This is a genomic window from Microbacterium sp. SSM24, from assembly GCF_025989145.1.
In the GTDB taxonomy this organism is placed as follows: Bacteria; Actinomycetota; Actinomycetes; order Actinomycetales; family Microbacteriaceae; genus Microbacterium.
On record NZ_JAPDNQ010000001.1, the window covers coordinates 1662098 to 1681099 of the forward strand.

General features: G+C 71.7%; 14 protein-coding genes. 3 read left to right on the forward strand and 11 right to left on the reverse strand.

The window, feature by feature from the left end; genetic code table 11:
* Nucleotides 1-23: 23 nt before the first annotated feature.
* Nucleotides 24-1709, reverse strand: a complete 1686-nt coding sequence (locus OL358_RS07700) for a molybdopterin-dependent oxidoreductase (protein ID WP_264709384.1) — start codon at nt 1707-1709, stop codon at nt 24-26.
* 184 nt (nt 1710-1893) lie between these two features.
* Between OL358_RS07700 and OL358_RS07705 the strand changes: the two genes are divergently transcribed.
* From OL358_RS07705 to OL358_RS07715, 3 genes are all read left to right on the forward strand, one after another.
* Nucleotides 1894-3714, forward strand: coding sequence for a circularly permuted type 2 ATP-grasp protein (locus tag OL358_RS07705; protein ID WP_264709385.1), 1821 nt, complete (start codon nt 1894-1896; stop codon nt 3712-3714).
* Entirely contained in the window at nt 3708-4640 is a 933-nt protein-coding gene (locus OL358_RS07710; RefSeq protein ID WP_264709386.1) for an alpha-E domain-containing protein, read from the forward strand. Before OL358_RS07705 ends, OL358_RS07710 begins: the two co-directional genes overlap by 7 nt.
* 64 nt (nt 4641-4704) lie before the next feature.
* Nucleotides 4705-5550 (forward strand): transglutaminase family protein, encoded by an 846-nt coding sequence (locus tag OL358_RS07715; RefSeq protein WP_264709387.1) that lies wholly within the window; start codon nt 4705-4707, stop codon nt 5548-5550.
* Nucleotides 5551-5574: 24 nt separating this feature from the next.
* On the opposite strand, the gene OL358_RS07720 is transcribed toward OL358_RS07715, so the two are convergent.
* From OL358_RS07720 to OL358_RS07765, 10 genes are all read right to left on the reverse strand, one after another.
* Nucleotides 5575-5721: a hypothetical protein gene (locus OL358_RS07720; protein WP_264709388.1), complete on the reverse strand. Its 147-nt coding sequence runs from the start codon at nt 5719-5721 to the stop codon at nt 5575-5577.
* Nucleotides 5722-5830: 109 nt separating this feature from the next.
* On the reverse strand, nt 5831-7255 hold the full coding sequence (locus tag OL358_RS07725) for a rhamnulokinase (RefSeq protein ID WP_264709389.1): 1425 nt from the start codon (nt 7253-7255) through the stop codon (nt 5831-5833).
* 112 nt (nt 7256-7367) lie between these two features.
* Nucleotides 7368-9404 (reverse strand): bifunctional aldolase/short-chain dehydrogenase, encoded by a 2037-nt coding sequence (locus tag OL358_RS07730; protein WP_264709390.1) that lies wholly within the window; start codon nt 9402-9404, stop codon nt 7368-7370.
* A gap of 98 nt (nt 9405-9502) precedes the next feature.
* A complete protein-coding gene (gene rhaI, locus OL358_RS07735; RefSeq protein ID WP_264709392.1) occupies nt 9503-10669 on the reverse strand; it encodes an L-rhamnose isomerase in 1167 nt (388 codons plus the stop codon).
* Nucleotides 10666-11049, reverse strand: a complete 384-nt coding sequence (locus tag OL358_RS07740) for an L-rhamnose mutarotase (protein ID WP_264709393.1) — start codon at nt 11047-11049, stop codon at nt 10666-10668. The genes rhaI and OL358_RS07740 overlap by 4 nt, the downstream gene beginning before the upstream one ends.
* Before the next feature lie 97 nt (nt 11050-11146).
* Nucleotides 11147-12403 carry a four-carbon acid sugar kinase family protein gene (locus tag OL358_RS07745; RefSeq protein WP_264709394.1) on the reverse strand — a complete coding sequence of 419 codons (1257 nt, stop codon included), beginning with the start codon at nt 12401-12403 and terminating at the stop codon, nt 11147-11149.
* Nucleotides 12396-13649, reverse strand: coding sequence for a RuBisCO large subunit C-terminal-like domain-containing protein (locus OL358_RS07750; protein WP_264709395.1), 1254 nt, complete (start codon nt 13647-13649; stop codon nt 12396-12398). The genes OL358_RS07745 and OL358_RS07750 overlap by 8 nt, the downstream gene beginning before the upstream one ends.
* A gap of 23 nt (nt 13650-13672) precedes the next feature.
* Nucleotides 13673-15640: a glycoside hydrolase family 127 protein gene (locus tag OL358_RS07755; protein ID WP_264709396.1), complete on the reverse strand. Its 1968-nt coding sequence runs from the start codon at nt 15638-15640 to the stop codon at nt 13673-13675.
* Entirely contained in the window at nt 15637-16293 is a 657-nt protein-coding gene (locus OL358_RS07760) for an aspartate/glutamate racemase family protein (protein WP_264709398.1), read from the reverse strand. Before OL358_RS07760 ends, OL358_RS07755 begins: the two co-directional genes overlap by 4 nt.
* A complete protein-coding gene (locus OL358_RS07765; RefSeq protein WP_264709400.1) occupies nt 16290-18899 on the reverse strand; it encodes an alpha-L-rhamnosidase in 2610 nt (869 codons plus the stop codon). The genes OL358_RS07760 and OL358_RS07765 overlap by 4 nt, the downstream gene beginning before the upstream one ends.
* Nucleotides 18900-19002: the final 103 nt, after the last annotated feature.

The window sequence follows — 19002 nt, forward strand, 5'->3', positions numbered from 1 at the left end:
CGCGCGCCTGCCGCGCGCTGCGCTCACGCGAAGACGCTGACGAACCGCTCGTGCCAGCCGGACGCACCGTCGGGTGCGGGGTGGGCGCGGTCCGAGGTCTGCACCTCGCCCGTCGCGCTGATCGCACGGCAGCGGATGAGGTGGTCGCCTTCGACCGCCGTCCACGGCAGGTGCCACTGCACCCATGTGTCGGTCGAGATCGCTGCCGCGAGCGTCGCGGGCTGCCACGGGCCCTCGTCGATCTGCACCTCGACGCCCGCGACGCCGACGTGCTGCTGCCAGGCGACGCCCGCGATGACCGTGTCGCCCGCGGTGAGTCCCTGGCTCTTCCGCGGCACGTCGATGCGGGACTGCAGCTTGATCGGCCCGCGCTCCGACCAGCCGCGGTCGGTCCAGTAGGCGCGCGCCCTGTCGAAGCGGGTCACCTCGAGCTCCTTCACCCACTTCGTCGCCGAGACGTATCCGTACAGACCCGGCACCACGAGGCGCGCCGGGAACCCGTGCTCCGGCGGCAGCGGCTCGCCGTTCATCCCGATGGCCAGCAGCGCGTCGCGATCGTCGGTGAGCACGTCGAGCGGAGTGGATGCCGTGAACCCGTCCCGCGACCGCGACAGCACCATGTCGGCCTCGGCTGTCGGCCGCGCCCGCGCGAGCAGGTCGCGGATCGGATAGCCGAGCCACAGAGCATTGCCGATGAGGGTGCCGCCGACCTCGTTCGACACGCACGCGAGCGTGGTGTGCGCCTCGACGAGGGGAAGTTCGAGCAGCTCGTCCCAGGTCAGCTTCACCTCCTCCTCGACCATGCCGAAGATGTGCAGGTTCCAGTCCGCGGGGTCGATGGTGGGCACGATGAGGGCGGTGTCGATGCGGTAGAACCGGTCGTTCGGGGTCACGACACGGGCGAGCCCCGGGATGTCGAGCTCAGCCGCCGCCGGCACGGGAGGCGCCGCGACCGCCGGCGCCGGGAGCACGACGGCCTTGATGGCGGCGAGGGCGCTGCTTCCCGCGCGCATCGCGGTCCCCGCCGCCGCGGCGACGACCCCCGCCACGACGGCCGCCCCGGACCAGACGAGGAACGAACGGCGCGACGGTGCCGCCGTGCCGGGAAGCGCTTCCTTCGACGAAGGATCGTCGGCGTCCGGGGTGACAGCGGAGCGGGATGCCCGGTCGGGCGAGCTGGCAACGGGTTTGGCGGGAGCCCGCCCGGAGGGCGCGCGAGGGAATGTCTCGCCCGACCGGGCATCCCGCGCAGCGGCGCCGGGCGCCAGCATCCGCACCAACCACCACAGGGCGAATGCGCCGACGATGCCCGCGACCACGGCGGGCAGCCAGGCGAGGGCGCCGGCGTTCGCGCGGGTGACGGCGGCGATCGCGCCGACCGCCCCGAAGGCGACCACCACCGCGCGCCCCCACGGGGGCCGCCGCAGCTCGAGCCAGCCGGCGAGTGCCGCGAGCACGAGCACGACGAGGCCGATCCCGATGAGGAGCGCGATCTTGTCGGCGGTTCCGAAGAGGGCGATCGCGGCATCCTTCGCCCACGGCGGCGCGGCGTCGATCAGTGCGCCGCCGACGACGACGAACGGTCCCGACGTCGGCGCGACGACCGCGCCGACGAGTTCGCCCAGGCCGGCTCCGAGCGCGACGGCGCCCACCCCGGCCGCCCATCCGTAGGGCGCCGCGATGCCGCGGTCCACGCGCGACGTCGTCACCAGGACAGCGTACGTCCGCGCGCGGGGGGCGGGGTCGGTCGAGGCCGCGGGAGACACGCCGCGAAGCGACGCGCGAGCGGTGCCGGAGGCGGCCTTTCTCCCGCGTTCGTCACGCACCATGCGTCCGCCTTCCCCCCGCGGCGGCGAAACACTCCCGCAACACGGCCCCGACTAGGCTTCGTGCATGGGTGATCTGTTCGACGGCTACGGCTCCACTCTGGCGCCGCGCAAGACGGCATCCGGAGTTCCCGCGTACGACGAGATGTTCGGCAGTCCGGCGCATCCGGGCGATCTCGCCGAGTCCCGTCACGCCTATCGGGAGCTCTACCAGGCGCTCGCCCAGATGACGCAGGAAGAGCTGCGCGGGCGCACCGATTCGCTCGCGAGCTCGTACCTCGCGCAGGGCGTCACGTTCGACTTCGCGGGCGAGGAGCGCCCGTTCCCCCTCGACGCCGTGCCGCGCGTCATCACGTACGACGAATGGTCGCGCGTGGAGGCCGGGGTCAAGCAGCGGGTCAAGGCGCTCGAGGCCTTCCTCGACGACGCCTACGGTCGCCAGCACTGCGTGCGCGACGAGGTGCTCCCCGCCGGGCTGATCGCGTCGTCGCAGTACTTCTACCGGCAGGCTGCCGGCATCCACTCCGCCAACGGCGTGCGCATCCAGGTCTCCGGCATCGACCTCATCCGCGACGAGCACGGTGAGATGCGTGTGCTCGAAGACAACGTGCGCGTGCCGTCGGGCGTCTCGTACGTGATCTCGAACCGGCGGGTCATGGCGCAGACGCTGCCCGAGCTGTTCGTCTCGATGCGCGTGCGCCCGGTGGGCGATTACCCCAACAAGCTGCTGGCGGCGCTGCGCGCCTCAGCGCCGGCCGGCATCGATGACCCGAACGTCGTCGTGCTCACGCCCGGCGTGTACAACTCCGCGTACTTCGAGCACACGCTGCTCGCCCGGCTGATGGGCGTCGAGCTCGTCGAGGGACGCGACCTGCTCTGCGTGGGCGGCAAGGTCTTCATGCGCACCACGCGCGGCCCCAAGAGGGTCGACGTCATCTACCGCCGAGTCGATGACGAGTTCCTCGATCCGCTGCAGTTCCGCGCCGATTCCATGCTCGGCGCCCCCGGACTCATGCTCGCCGCGCGCCTGGGCAACGTCACGATCGCGAACGCCGTCGGCAACGGCGTGGCCGACGACAAGCTGCTCTACACCTACGTGCCCGACCTCATCCGCTACTACCTCGCGGAGGAGCCGATCCTCAAGAACGTCGACACGTGGCGGCTCGAGGACCCGAATGCTCTCGAAGAGGTGCTCGATCGCCTCGACGAGCTCGTGGTGAAGCCCGTCGACGGGTCGGGCGGCAAGGGCCTCGTGGTGGGACCGGATGCCTCGCCCGCCGAGCTCGAGAAGCTCCGGCAGCGACTCCTGGCCGATCCGCGTGGCTGGATCGCGCAGCCGGTGGTGATGCTGTCGACCATCCCGACCCTGGTCGAGGACGGCATGCGTCCCCGCCATGCCGACCTGCGTCCGTTCGCGGTCAACGACGGCGAGGACGTCTGGGTGCTGCCCGGCGGACTCACGCGCGTCGCGCTCCCGGAGGGCCAGCTCGTCGTGAACTCCAGCCAGGGCGGAGGATCGAAGGACACGTGGGTGATCGGCGGCTCCGCACCGTCGCACGTGGAGTACGGCCAGGGCAACGGCGTCTCGGGACTGGTCGCCGACCAGGCGGCCACCGTGACGGCATCCATCCCGATCATCTACGACGGCCAGCCCGAGCCCGCGCACTCGCCCCGTGATCCCGCCGGCAGCAGCCGCCGCGACCAGCACGAGCAGCAGCAGCAGGAGCACGCGAGTGGGATGCCCCACGCGTCGCAGTCGGAGCAGCAGCAACAGCAACAGCAACAGCAGGCGGCTCCCCCCTTGATCGTGTCCCAGAATCCGACGTCTGATCGGCCCGCAGCCGACGAAGAGTGGGACACGGCACACGGGGGTGATCGGACATGCTGAGCCGCATCGCCGAGTCGCTGTTCTGGATCGGGCGCTACATCGAGCGCAGCGACGGCACCGCCCGCATCCTCGACGTGCACCTCCAGCTGCTGCTCGAGGACCCGTGGATCGACGAGGACACCGCGTGCCGATCGCTGCTGAGCGTCATGGGGTCGCTTCCGCCCGAAGGAGTGCAGCACGTGCGCCGCGAAGATGTGCTCGCGCGCCTCGCGGTCGACCGCATGAACCCGTCGAGCATCGCGTACGCCCTGACGGCATCTCGCGAGAACGCCCGTCGTGCCCGCGAGATCGTCTCGACCGAGCTGTGGGAGACCCTCAACACCACGAACACCCGGATGCCGCGGCGCCTCCAGGCCGACCGCGTGCACGAGTTCTTCCAATGGGTGCGCGAGCGCGCCGCGCTCGCCGTCGGCATCGTCGACTCGTCCACGAGCCGCGACGAGGCCTGGCAGTTCTTCACCCTGGGGCGCAGCATCGAGCGCACCGACATGACGGCGCGGCTCCTCGCGACGAGGTCGCTGACCCAGGCATCCGGTCCGTCCTGGACCACCATCCTGCGTTCGTGCGGCGCCTACGAGGCGTACCTGCGCACCTACCGCGGCATGCCGAGCGCACGCAATGCGGCCGAGTTCCTGCTGTTGGACCGCCTGTTCCCCCGGTCGATCATCTACTCGATCCAACGGGCCGAGGAGTGCATGAGCGCGATCGACCCCCGCGCGGACCGCGTGGGCCACTCCAACACCGTGCTGCGGGCGCTGGGTCAGATCCGCAATGACCTCGAGTACCGGCCGGTCGGCGAGATCCTCAGCGAACTGCCCCAGCACATGGACCGCGTGCAGAAGGTCACGCGCGAGGCATCCGAAGCCATCCGAAGCCGCTTCTTCCCGACGCAGGCCGAACCCAGCTGGATCGGGGAGATCTCATGATGTTTCGACGGGCCCAACAACCGGCCGCGCCTCGGCGCGCTGCGAAGCGGTCGGGGCGGCGCTCATGAAGAGACTGAGGATCGAACACCAGACCGGGTTCAGCTACCAGGGCGACGTGTCGGCGTCGTACAACGAAGCACGGATGCTGCCCGGCTCGACGGACAGCCAGTTCGTGCTGAATTCGTCGCTCGACATCGAGCCGTCGACGTCGGTCAACCAGTACGTCGACTACTTCGGCACTCGCGTGGCCGCGTTCGACGTGCTCTCGCCGCACGCCGCGCTCACGATCACCGCGAAGTCGCTCGTCGAGGTGCGTCCCCGACCCCTCGAGCACGTCGATGTGACGTGGCACGGGCTCGCCCGCGAGGCGGGCCGTTCGATCGAGACCGTCGAGCAGCTGACGCAGACCGGCCGCACGCGACCGCATCCCGAGGTCGCCGAGCTCGCCCGCTCCATCGCGGCCCAGCACGATCACCCCGGCCGCGCCGCACACGCGATCTCGACCGGCATCGGTGACGCCGTCGAGTACATGCACGGCATCACCGGCGTGCACTCGACCGCGCAGGAGGCATGGGAGGCGCGCAAGGGCGTGTGCCAGGACATCGCGCACATCACGCTCGGCGCCCTGCGCGAGGTCGGGATCCCGGCACGGTACGTCTCGGGATACCTGCACCCGCGCCCCACGGCCGACGTCGGCGTGGCCGTCACGGGGGAGTCGCACGCGTGGGTCGAGTGGTTCGCCGGCGAATGGCAGGGCTTCGACCCCACGAACAACATCGAGATCGGAGACCGGCACGTGCTGGTCGGCCGCGGCCGCGACTACGGCGACGTCCCCCCGCTCCGGGGTGTCTATGCCGGCCCGTTCAAGTCCCACCTGCACGTGAAGGTCACGATCACACGCGAAGCGTGAGACCGCGACTCGAGCCCTCAGCCGTCAGGCGGGCGCGGCGTCGGGGTCGAGGGTCTTGAGGGTCTCTTCCTCGGCCGGGTTGTCGGCCTGGAGCTGATTCTCGGTGGTCTCGTCGCCGCCGATCGGGTGGTCCTGCTCGACGGGCTCGTCCTCGGGTCTCTGTGCGTTCATGCGCACACGGTAGGCCGGGGCGGCCGCGCGACGACAGGGCTTGACGAACGGCGAAGCGGATGCCGCGGCATCCGCTTCTCGAGAACGGCCGTGCTCGGCCGGGCCGGCGTCAGCCCCGCGGGTCGTACCTCACCGGCGGGAAGGCGGCGGCGACGGCCTCGCGGAGGGTCTCGAGCGAGGCATCCGGTCCGAACCATCCGTGCGCACGCGCCTGCACGAGCACATTGCCGAGCGCGGTCGCCTCGACCGGTCCGGCGAGAACGGGGAGCCCCGAGCGGTCGGCGGTCGCCTGGCACAGCGGGCGGTTGAGGGCCCCGCCGCCGACCACGTGGATCACGTCGACCTCGCGGTCGGTGAGCCGGCCGGCGGTGCCGACGGCGGTCGCGAACGCCTGCGCGATGCTCTCGACGATCGAGCGCGCGAAGGCCGCGCGCGAGGTCGGCACGGCCGCGCCGTCCTCGTCGAGCACTGCGGCGATGCGCGCCGGCATGTCGCCCGGGGCCGACAGCCGCGGGTCGTTCGCGTCGAAGAGGGCGACGTCGCCGTCGACGGATGCCGCGGCATCCAGCAGTCCCGGAAGGTCGATCGGAGCGCCGTCCTCGGCCTCCCACGCGCGCACCGACTCGCTCAGCAGCCACAGACCGGTGACGTTGTGCAGGAAGCGCACGCGGCCGTCCACTCCGCCCTCGTTCGTGAAGTTCGCCTCGCGCGCGGCGTCGCTCACGACGGGATCATCGAGCTCGACGCCCACGAGCCCCCACGTGCCGCAGGAGATGTACGCCGCGTTCGGCGAACTGAGCGGAACGGCCACGACGGCCGACGCGGTGTCGTGCGAGCCGACGGCGACCACCTCGACGGGGGTGCCCACGCGCTCGCGCGCCGCGCCCTGCAGGGCGCCGAGGGGCTCGCCCGGGTCGACGAGGCGAGGGAGCACGGATGCCGGGATCCCGAGCCGCTCGGCGAGCTCGAGATCCCACTGCCCGGAGCGCACGTCGACGAGCCCCGTCGTCGAGGCGTTCGTGCGCTCGGCGACGCGCGCGCCGGTGAGGAGGTACGCGACGAGATCGGGGATGAGGAGCGCGACATCGGCGTCGGCCAGGCTGCGCTCGGTGACGTACTGGTACAGCGTGTTGAAGGGCAGGAACTGCAGGCCGTTGCGGCGGTACAGGTCGGCGAACGGCACCACCGCGTGCACCTGCTCGACGCCGCGCGCGGCGCGCTCGTCGCGGTAGTGGAACGGCTCGCCGAGCACCTCGCCGCCCTCGACGAGTCCGTAGTCCACCGCCCACGAGTCGATGCCGGCGCTGGCCAGTCCGGGCTCGCGGGCGACCGCTTCGCGAAGCCCCTCGAGGATGTGCCGGTACAGCGCGGTGAAGTCCCAGTGCAGCCCGTCGGGACCGGGCACCGGCCCGTTCGGGAACCGTGACACGGCCTCGAGGCGCAGCATCCCGTCGTCCACGTAGCCGAGCATGACGCGGCCGCTGGTCGCCCCGAGGTCGACGGCCGCGACCACCCCGCCGTGCGGCTCGGTCATCGGGACCGCTCCGTGCAGCCTTCGCCCCGCGCTGTCGGATCCTGCGTTCGCGCACGTTCGGTGCTCGCGCGGATGCCGGATTCGGCCGCGCGAGTAGTGCCCGGATCCGTGCTCATCGCAGGAAGGCGGCGGCGACGCCGGAGTCGACGGGGATGTGCAGGCCCGTCGTGCGGCTCAGCTCGGGGCCGGTCAGCACGTAGACGGCGTCCGCGACGTTCTCGGGCACGACCTCGCGCTTGAGGATCGTGCGGTTGGCGTAGTACTGCCCGAGGTCCTCTTCCTTGACGCCGTAGGTCGCGGCGCGGTTGGCGCCCCAGCCGGCGGCGAAGATGCCGGAGCCGCGCACGACGCCGTCGGGGTTGATGCCGTTGACGCGCACGCCGTGCTCGCCGAGCTCGACCGCGAGGAGGCGCACCTGGTGCGCCTGGTCGGCCTTGGTGGCCGAGTACGCGATGTTGTTCGGGCCGGCGAAGACGGAGTTCTTCGACGAGATGTAGATGACGTCGCCGCCCAGCTTCTGCTCGATGAGCGCCTTCGCGGCCGCCTTCGACACGAGGAACGAACCCTTGGCCATGACGTCGTGCTGCAGATCCCAGTCCTTCTCGGTGGTCTCGAGCAGCGGCTTCGACAGCGACAGGCCGGCGTTGTTCACGACCAGGTCGATGCCGCCGAACGCGAGGAGCGTCGCATCGATCGCGGCCTGCACGCCCGCGGCATCCGCCACGTTCGCCGCGACGCCGATGGCGACATCCGTGCTCCCGAGTTCGGCGGCAGCGGCCTGCGCCTTCTCGAGGTCGAGGTCGGCCACGACGACGCACGCGCCCTCGGCGGCGAGGCGGGTCGCGATGGCCTTGCCGATACCGGATGCCGCGCCCGTCACGAACGCGATGCGCCCCTGGTGCGTCTTTGGCTTGGGCATGCGCTGCAGCTTGGCCTCTTCGAGCGCCCAGTACTCGATGCGGAACTTCTCGGCATCCGAGATCGGGGAGTAGGTCGACAGCGACTCGGCGCCGCGCATGACGTTGATCGCGTTGACGTAGAACTCGCCCGCGACGCGCGCGGTCTGCTTGTTCGCGCCGTACGAGAACATGCCCACGCCCGGGATCAGCACGATGAGCGGATCGGCGCCGCGGATCGCGGGCGACTCGGCGGTCGCGTGGGCGTCGTAGTACGCTTGGTAGTCGGCGCGGTAGGCCTCGTGCAGTTCCTGCAGACGGGCGACGGATGCCTCGACCGATGCGTCCGCCGGAAGGTCGAGGATCAGCGGCTTGACCTTGGTGCGCAGGAAGTGGTCGGGGCAGCTCGTGCCCAGCGCGGCCAGAGCGGGGGCCTTCTCGGACGCGAGGAAGTCGGTGACGACCGCGGCGTCGGTGAAGTGGCCCACCATCGGCTTGTCCGTCGACGCGAGGCCGCGGATCGTCGCGGCCAGCGCGGCGGCCTTGGCCCGGCGCTCGGCCTCGGGGAGGGCCTCGAAGCCGGAGCGGACGCCGCCGAACGGGTCGGCCTTGCCGTGCTCGGCGATGTAGGCGGCGGCGGTCTCGATGATCCAGAGCGAGTTCGCCTCGGCCTCCGCCGACGTGTCACCCCACGCGGTGATGCCGTGGCCGCCGAGGATGCACCCGATGGCCTGGGGGTTCTGCTCCTTGATGGCCGCGATGTCGAGGCCCAGCTGGAACCCGGGGCGCCGCCACGGCACCCACACGACCCTGTCGCCGAAGATCTTCGCGGTCAGCGCCTCGCCGTCCGCGGCGGTCGCGATGGCGATGCCCGAGTCGGGGTGCAGGTGGTCGACGTGCGCGGCATCCACCAGCCCGTGCATCGCCGTGTCGATCGACGGCGCCGCGCCGCCCTTGCCGTGCAGGCAGTAATCGAACGCGGCGACCATCTCGTCCTCGCGATCAACCCCCGGATACACGTCGACCAGCGCGCGCATCCGGTCCAGCCGCAGCACCGCGAGACCCGCCTCGGTGAGCGTGCCCAGGTCGCCGCCCGAGCCCTTCACCCACAGCAGCTCGACCGGCTCGCCCGTGACGGGGTCGGTCTCGGTGCCCTTCGCCGACGTGTTGCCGCCGGCGTAGTTCGTGTTCCTCGGGTCGGCGCCGAGGCGGTTGGACCGCTCGATCAGCTCCTGAGCTGTCTCATTCGTCATGTGTCTGTTCCTTCTCGGCCAGCTGCGCAGTCAGTTCCTGCGTGTTCAGGTGGCAATCGGCCGCAGTTCCTGACTGCGGAACGGGGAGGTGGTGCGGGTCAGGCGCCCCAGCCGGCTTGGGTGCCGCCGACGCGGTCGGCCGCGATCTGCTGCTGGTAGCCGGATGCCGCGTACGCGGCCATCGGATCGGCGGGGAGGCCGCGGCTCTCACGCCACTGCGCGAGCGCGGGGCGCACGTCGGTGTAGAAGGCGTCCATGAGCACGGCCTGCGCACCGAGGACGTCGTTCGCGTTCTGCGCGGCGGCGAGGGCGTCGCGATCGACGAGCAGCGCGCGGGCGGTCATCTCCTGCACGTTCAGCACGGACCGGATCTGACCGGGGATCTTGTCCTCGATGTTGTGGCACTGGTCGAGCATGAACGCGACGTCGGGGTTGTTGAGGCCCCCGCCGCGGATGACCTCGAAGAGGATCCGGAACAGCTGGAACGGGTCGGCCGCGCCGACGATCAGGTCGTCGTCGGCGTAGAAGCGCGAATTGAAGTCGAACGAGCCGAGCTTCCCGAGGCGCAGCAGCTGCATCACGATGAACTCGATGTTCGTGCCCGGAGCGTGGTGCCCGGTGTCGAGGCACACCATCGCCCGGTCGCCGAGGGCGGCCACCTGGGCGTAGGAGGTGCCCCAGTCCGGAACGTCCGTGTGGTAGAACGCCGGCTCGAAGAACTTGTACTCCAGCACGAGGCGCTGCTCCTCGCCGAGGCGCGCGTAGATCTGCTGCAGCGAGTCCTGGAGGCGGTCCTGACGGGCGCGCATGTCGTTCTGGCCGGGGTAGTTCGAGCCCTCGGCGAGCCAGATCTTGAGGTCGCGCGAACCGGTCGCGTGCATGATGTCGATGCACTCGAAGTGGTGGTCGATGGCCTTCTGGCGGATGCGGTCGTCGGCGTGCGTCAGGGCGCCGAACTTGTAGTCCTCGTCCTGGAACGTGTTCGAGTTGATCGTGCCGAGCTCGACGCCGAGGCCCTGCGCGTGGCGGCGGAGTTCGTCGTACGAGTCGACCTTGTCCCACGGGATGTGCAGCGCGACGCTCGGGGCGAGCGCCGTGAACTCGTTGACCTTCGCGGCATCCGAAATCTTCTCGAACGGGTCGCGGGGAGTGCCGGCGGTCGTGAACACGCGGAACCGTGTACCCGAGTTGCCGAATGCCCACGAGGGCAGCTCGATGCCCTGGCGTTCGAGCTGCGCGAGGATGTCGGGGGAGAGAGTGGTCACGATGCGTCGCTTTCCGCTCCGGATGCCGCGGCATCCGTGAGCTGGTCGTGCAGGTTGAAGATCTCGGTCAGTGCGGTGGCGGCCTGGTCGGGACGACCGGCGAGGCCGACGAAGTAGGGGGCCATCTCCGCCTCCCAGCGGGAGGCGATCTCGGAGTCGGCGAGGTAGGCCTGGGCGGCCGCGTCGTCGTCGGTCTCGTAGTAGCCGATGAGGCGTCCGCCCTCGGCGAGGAAGAGGGAGTAGTTGCGGCGGCCGGATGCCGCGATCTCGGCCAGCATCTCGGCCCGTACGGGGCTGTGGCGGGCGACGTACTCGTCGAGCAGTTCGGGCTTGACGTGAAGCTCGAAGCAGACGCGCGTCGTCGCGGCGGTGCTCGTCATCGAGGTGCTCCTTGTCCGGCGCTCAACGCACCGATGAATCGTTTCAACGAACGATAACCGACGACGGCCCGCGCGTCAAGATGGCGCATGGTGCGCGTCAGCGGTCGAGCGTCCGAAGCTGCTCGAACAGGTCGTCCGCGCCCACCTGACCTCCCTTCAGCGCCACCTCCAGCCCGTCGACGGCCGCGTCCGCGGCGTGCGTGCGGAGGAGCACGACGTTGTCCCAGGGGTTGGCGGCGATCGACAGCGACTCCACGCCGAGCAGACGGATCACGCGGCTCGAGGTGTCCCCGCCGCACACGACGATCCGCGTCGCCGCCCCCGCCGACGCCGCGGCCCGCACGTGCGCCGCCGCGCTCGCCGCGACGGCGGCGAGCACGTCGGCGCCGGCATCGGCCGCGACGTCGTCGGAGGTCAGCGCGACGCTCCGCCCTGAGGCCAGCGCACGCAGCGCGTCGTCGACGGATGCCGCGACCGCGGCCGGTTCGAGCGCGAGAGGCATGACCGCCCAGCCGGCGCGGGCCGCGGCATCCGCCTGCCGTCGGGTCTGCGGCGACCGGCTTCCCGACACGACGAGGACCGGACCGCGCGCCGCCGTGGCGTGCGGGAGGTCTGCGGCGGGCCGGTCCGATGCCAGGGCGGTGCTGAGCCCGCCGGAGCCGATCGCGAACACCGGACGCGGCAGCCGGCCGAGCGCGGCGCCGATCAGCCGCAGATGCGCGTCGTCGAGGGCGTCGAGCACGACGGCCGCATCGGGCGAGGAGGAGATCCGGGCCGCGAGTGCGCCGGCGTCGGTGTACGCCGTGAACGGGATCGCGCCGATCGGCAGCGCGGTCTGCCGTGCGAGGTGCCGCGCGAGGTCGGACTCGGTCATCGGAGTGGACGGATGGGTCGACATCGTCGGCTGTCGGTCGAGACGGTGCACGACGCCGCCCTCGGCGGCGAAGTGGTGGCCGAAGGCCGTATAGCGACCGAACCCCGGCTGCGCGAAGAGCAGCGGCACGGGTCCGGCGCCGACGATGTCTCGTCCGATCTCGAGCACGCGGCCGAGGCTGCCGATGCGGGGCGACGAGTCCACCGTGGAGCAGGCCTTGTACTGCACGACCGCGGGCTCCAGCGCCGCGAGCGCCGTGAGCGCGGGGCGCACCTCGGCGTCGAGGTCGTCCGTGTCCAGCGAGCGCGCGATGCCGGCGATCCCCACGACGGCGCACTCCGATGCGGCATGTCGCAACGCCGCGTCGGCGGGCATGCCGATGAACAGGCGCCCGTTCAGGCCGTGACGGGCGAACTGCAGCAGGGCGTCCACGCTGCCGGTGACGTCGTCGCCGTAGAAGGCGCAGCGCAGGTCACTCACGGACGGCTCCGAAGATCTCGGTCGCGCGGCGAAGGGCCTCGGAACTGCGCAGCGCGTCGTGCACGGACTCGCCGCGTTCGGCCGATGCCCACGCGTCGCGCATGCTCGCGACACCGGCTGCGGCTCCGCCGGGGTGGCCGTGGATGCCGCCGCCGGCCAGCACGAGGAGGTCGGTCGTGCCCACGGCGGCGTAGGTGGCGTGCGCGAGCCCCGCCCACTGCCCCGAGGAGAGCACCGGCACGGTCGGAGTCAGGTCCAGCAGCGGCGCCCGCACCGCGGCGATCGAGTCGAGCACCTCGGCGTCGGACTCGTAGAACTTGTTCGAGATGCCGTTGGTGTGCAGGTGATCGGCCCCGCCGAGGCGCGCGAGCTGCTGCCAGGCCCGGAAGGCGATGCCCACCTGCGGGGACCGGCTGATCGCGCCGAACCCGGCCCGATGTCCGTGGATCGGGACGCGCGCGAAGCGGTTGACCGCAGCCAGCCCGGCGAGGCCGACGCCGTTGATGCACACCATCACGCACGTCCCACCCGCGTTCACGACCAGGTCGTGGTTGGCTTCGAGCCGGTCGAGGTCGTCGGTGATGTTGAACGCGTACATCGGCTTGACGCCGGTGCGGTCCGCGTGGCGCTCGAGCACGGGCATCACCGCAGCCACGCGTGCGGCCAGCGGGGCGTGGGGTCCGTTTCCCTGCAGCTCGTCGTCCTTGATGAAGTCGACGCCCGCCGCCGCGAGGTCGCCGACGAGGGCGGCGAGGTCGTCGGGCGAGAGGCCGATCGACGGCTTCACGATCGTGCCGATCATCGCCCCCGACGCACGGCCGGTGAGCTCCCGCGTGCCCGCGACGCCGAACGAAGGCCCCCGATACCGCTCGGCGAAGGGGGCGGGCAGCTCGAGGTCGACGAGCTTCACCGCCGCGAGCTCCTTGATCTCGAAGAGGTTGCCGGCGACGGCGGCGAGCAGATTCGGGATCGACGGGCCGAAGTTGTCGAGCGGGAACCTCAGCCGCACCGCCGCTCGCCGCCGCTGCGACGGATCACCCACGGTGCCGGGGAGAGCGGATGCCGCGCCCACCGGCATCTCGATCAGCTCGTCGACCTGCGCCGCGAAGCGCGCGCGCAGATCGTCGGTCTCGCGTTCGACGCGCACGAAGGTGCCGGTCGACTGCTCTCCCGCGAGCACCTCCGCCGCACGAGCGAGCGGCAGCGACGTCTCGATCTCGTACGTCGCGATCACGTGTTCGGTCATGTCGCCTTCACACCCTCCGGTCGTCACCAGATCAGGGGCAGCCACACCGACATCTCGGAGGGCCCGCGGTTCCCCCACGCGAAGTAGGGGATCAGCCGTGCGGTCGCCGTCACGAGGGGTGCGTCCTCGAGGTCGCCGTAGAGCTCGTCGCCCCCGCCGCCGGGGAGCACCACGAGCTCGGTCTCGAGGGCGACGAGCCGCTCGCCGGCGAGTTCGACCTCGACGGGCGCGAAGGCGCCGCCGCGTCGCAGCGCCGCCTGCTCGAGGCGCACGCCCGCGGGCAGGTCCGGGCTCTCGACGGCGTACACGACCGGGCCGCGCTGCACGGCGACCTGGTTGACGAGGTCCTCGGCCAGCCGGTGTCCGCGCAGCACCCGCACCGGCATCGGCAGGTCGAGCACCACGGACTCGCCGCCGCGCCACTCGCGGTCGATCGCGGTGTAGGTGCCGGGCGCCGACACCGCCACGGCCTCGCCGTCGACGGTGAGCGCGGCATCCGTCGCCCATCCCGGGATGCGCAGGTGCAGCGGGATGCCGCCGCCCGCCGCCTCCTCGACGATGAACTTGATGCGACCCTGCCAGGGGTAGTCGCTGTGCTCCCGCAGGGCGAGCACGCGTCCGTCCGCCGTGGTGTGCCGCAGTGCGCTGCCGCCGTACTGGTGCACGAAGAGGCCCTCGGCGGATGCGGAGGCCGCCCGCTCGTGGAACCGGGCGAGCGTGCGGGCCGTGTTCGGCGGGCAGCAGAAGCAGCTCAGATACGACTCGCGCAGGCGCTCGTCGGACGGGGGCGGGTCCGGGACGGGATGCAGTCCGGTGTCGCCCGCGCGGCGGAGTGCGAAGGGCAGCTCCCGCACCTGGCGCAGCGGGTTGGTGTAGAAGTACTCCGAGCCGGAGAGGCTGATGCCGGCCAGCAGGGCGTTGAACGCGATGCGCTCGATGACATCGGCGTACCGCGCGTCTCCCGTGAGGGCCAGCATCCGCTCGCTCCACAGGATCATGCCGATGTTCGCGCACGATTCGCCGTGCGCCGTCGTGTGCGGCAGCTGGTACGCGCGACCGTAGGCCTGGTGCACGCGGCTGATCTGCTCCTGCCACGGCGACCCGTCCGGAGACGCCCCGTCGTAGAGGGCGCCGCAGCCGCCGGTGACGTACAGCTTCGTGTCGACCACGTCGCGCCACAGGCCCTCGAGGACCCCGGTGAGCTCGTCGTCGCCCGTCTCGGCGACGAGATCGGCGAGGCCCGCGTAGAGGTAGTTCGCGCGGACGGCGTGGCCGGCGACCACGGTCTGCTCGCGCACCGGGACGCGGTCCTGGTTGTCGTCGCCGCCCTCGAAGTCGTCCCGCACCCGCAGGAACGACTCGGCGAGCCGCAGGTACTGCGCCTCGCCGGTCGCACGGTAGAGCTCGATCACGGCCATGTAGTGCGACGGGCAGATGGCGCTGCGGGCGAGCTCGAGCGGTTTGTTCGTGGCCAGGTCTTCGAGGAAGGATGCCGCGCCCCGCGCGACGTCGAGCAGCGTCGTGTCGCCGGTGACCTCGAAGTGCCGCACGCCGGCGGTGATGAGGTGGCCGAGGTTGTAGGTCTCGAAGTGGAACCGATCCGCGAGCGCGGTCGCATCGGACCGGTGGCGCTGCGCGATGAGCGTCGGCGTGTGAAGGTACCCGTCCTCGCGCTGCACGGAGGCGATGAGGTGCGCGACCGCATCGACGGTGGCGGCCAGCTCTGGATCGGGGTCGGTCTCGAGCCGGGCGATCGCCGCTTCGAGCCACTTGTAGAAGTCGCCGTCCATGAACGGCGGACCGGTGTGCTCGCCGTCCTCGAGCCCTGCGGCGACCTCGAAGTTGCGCAGGCCGGGGCTGATGTCGGGATCGCTCAGCGATGCCCACATGCGCGGCACCGTGGTGTCGCCGGTGCGTCGGTGGATGCCGCCCCAGAACCCGCTGTCCCAGCGCGCCTCCGCGGCCGTGAGCGGCCGCATGACGGTGGTCATCGCCCGGCTCCGCCGACGGTGGCGGCGAGCCGCTCGATGCCCGGCGCGATGCTCGTGAGCACGGGAACGCCGACGGACACGCGCTCCGCCGCCGTCGCCATCGACGCCTGGGCGAGGACGACGACGTCGGAGTGCGCGGCGGCCCGCTCGATGGCGTCGGCGACGAGCCGGTCGTGGGTGTCGCGGTCGCCCGAGGCCACCGCCGCGAACGCGCCGTCGATGACGTGGGCGACGATCTCCGGATCCCGCCCCGCGAGCGCTGCCCGCTCGCGCAGCAGCCCGACGGTCGGCGTGCACGTGGTGGCGAGCGTCGCGAGCACGGTGATCCGGGAACCGGCGGCGGTCGCGGCATCCGCCATCGCCTCGTCGATGCGCAGCACCGGGATGCCGACCTTCGCCGCCGTCGGAGCGGCCAGGTGCGAGATCGAGGAGCACGTGAGCATGACCACGTCGGCGCCGGCGCTCTGGGCCGCCCGCACGAGATCCTCCACGCGGTCGGGGACGGATGCCGCGAGCCCGGCGTCGCCCAGATCGGCGACGATCCGGTCGTCGAGGTAGTTGACGAAGGTGGCATCGGGCAGGGCCGCGCGGGCGCGGTCGGCGACCGGGCCGATCACGACCGCGCCGGTGTGGACGAAGGCGACGCGGGTCATGCCGTCTCCAGCTCCGCCGCGAGGGCGACGACGCGCTCGTGGACCCCGTGCCCGACCTGTTCGGGTTCGCGCCCGTCGAGATCGATCACCCCCGTCGCGCCGACCGGGACGACGACACGCACGCGCAGCTCTCCTTGGTCGAGGCTCCACCGGATCGACGCCTCGCCGTAGGGCGTGATGTGGCGAGCGGATGCCTCGGTCAGTCCGCCGCCGGGACGCGGGGCGAACCGCACCCGGCGGTAGCCGGGCGCGTCGGGAGCGAGACCGGCCACGACGCGATGCATCCAGTCCGCCACCGCGCCGAGAGCGTAGTGGTTGAACGAGGTCATCGTGCCGTCGTTGACGGTGCCGTCGGGCAGGAGCGCGTCCCACCGCTCCCAGATCGTCGTCGCGCCCATGCCCACCTGGTACAGCCACGACGGGCACTCCTCCTCCAGGAGCAGGTCGTACGCGGCGTCGAGGTGACCGTTCGCGCTGAGGGCATCGGTGACGAGAGGTGTTCCGACGAACCCGGTCGCGATGCGATTGCCTTCGGCGCGCACGAGCTCGGCCAGGCGCGCCGCGGCGGCTCCGCGCAGGTCGTCCGGCAGCAGGTCGAACCGGAGCGCCAGCGCATACGCGGTCTGGGCGTCGGAGGCCATCCGGCCGTCCGCGCCGACGTAGCGCCCGACGAAGGCGACACGCGCTTCGTCGGCCAGCGCCGCGTACGCGGACTCCGCCGCGGCGTCGCCGAGCACGGCGGCCATTCGCGCGACGAGGCGCGCGGAGTGCGCGAAGTAGGCGCTCGCGACGAGGTAGCGGTCGGTGCGTGCGTCGGCCGGGTCCTGCGGCGGCGCGGCCGGATCGAGCCAGTCGCCGAGCTGGAACCCGGAGTCCCACAGGCGTGACGGACCGGCGATCTCGGCCTGCAGGTCGACCCAGCGGCGTGCGCTCTCGAACTGCGCCCGCAGCACCCCTTCGTCGCCGAAGCGCTCGTAGAGGGTCCACGGCACCACGGTCGCGGCGTCGCCCCACGCGGCCCCCGGCCGCTGCGGCGTCCACATCGTGTCGGCCGGGATCACGGGCACGTACCAGGGCACGGTGCCGTCGGGGAGCTGCTCCGCCTCGAGGTCGCGCAGCCAGCCGGCCAGCATTCCCGAGCAGTCGTAGAGGTAGGACGCCGTCGGTGCGAACACCTGGATGTCGCCCGTCCAGCCCAGGCGCTCGTCGCGCTGCGGGCAGTCGGTGGGCACGTCCACGAAGTTGCCGCGCATGCCCCACACCACGTTCTCGTGCAGACGGTCGAGCGCAGGATCGGAGGAGGCGAACCATCCCGTGCGCTCCATGTCGGTGTGGATCACGCGCGCCACGAGGGCGCCGGACGCGGCATCCGCCTCGAGGTCGCCGTGCCAGCCGTCGACCTCGACGTAGCGGAACCCGTGGAACGTGAACCGCGGCTCCCACTCCTCGCCGTCGGGACGGCCCGCGAAGATGTACGCGTCGGTCGAGCGCGCGTCGCGCAGCGGCCGCGTGTACAGCTCGCCGCTCTGGAGCACCTCGGCCGTGCGGAGGGTGACGGTGGTGCCGGCGGGTGCGGTGGCGCGCAGGCGCACGAACCCGACGAGATTCTGGCCGAAGTCGAGGATGCGGCGTCCGCTCGGCGTGGTCAGCACCGCCACCGCGGCGACGTCCTCGACCACGCGCACGGGCGGCGCGGTCGGGGCGACCAGCGTGGCGGGGTCGCGGCGGCGCAACTGGACCCGGCCCCATCCGGAATCGTCGAATCCGGGCGCCGACCATCCGGCCCACTCCTCGCGGGCGTCGTACACCTCGCCGTCGTAGAGGCTCGCGGAGATGATCGGGCTGGGCGCGGCCTTCCACGACGTGTCGGTCGCGACGGTCTCGCGCGTGCCGTCGTCGTACTCGAGCTCGAGCTGCCCGACGAACGACAGGTCGTCGCCGAAGAGGTTGCGGAAGCCGCCCCGCCAGCCGAGCCGGCCGCGGTACCAGCCGTCGCCGAGCCACGCGCCGACGGCGTTAGCGCCTTCGCGCACGATCCCCGTGACGTCGTAGGTGTAGTAGCGGAGGCGTTCGCGGTAGACGGTCCAGCCCGGCGAGAGCACGTCGTCGCCGACGCGGACGCCGTTGAGCTCCGCCTGGTACACGCCGTGCGCGGTGGCGTACAGGCGGGCACGAACGAGGCCCGGCCGCACCGCGAACTCCCGGCGCACGAGAGAGGGGCGCCGGGTGTCGGTCGTCGGATTCTCGTTCCACACGGCGCCGACCGGCCCGGCGGACCAGTCCGACGCGTCGAGCAGGCCGGCCTCGACGTGCGCCCAGGGTCCTGCCGCGCTCCAGGTGCCGTCCTGGCCGCGTACGGCGACGCGCACGGCCGCGCGCTCCCGCGAGACGAGCGGCTCGGCCGGCCACTCCACCAGCACCTGGTCATCCGACGTCACCTCGAACGACGACGTCGCGCCGCGCGAGGCGACCTCGACGCGATAGGCGGACTGCTGCCACTGCTCGGGGGCCGATTCGACGACCCACGACAGGCGCGGGCGCGACTCGCCGATACCGAGGGCCTCGCGATGGTGCTCGAAGCGAGGGGCGGACACCGTGACCGTCATTGGACACTCCAGGTTACTCGAAACGTTTCAGAACCGAATCTTCTGTTCATTGGGGACATGCGGGGAATAGGATTGTGACGTTTCAAACGATAGCGCACCGACG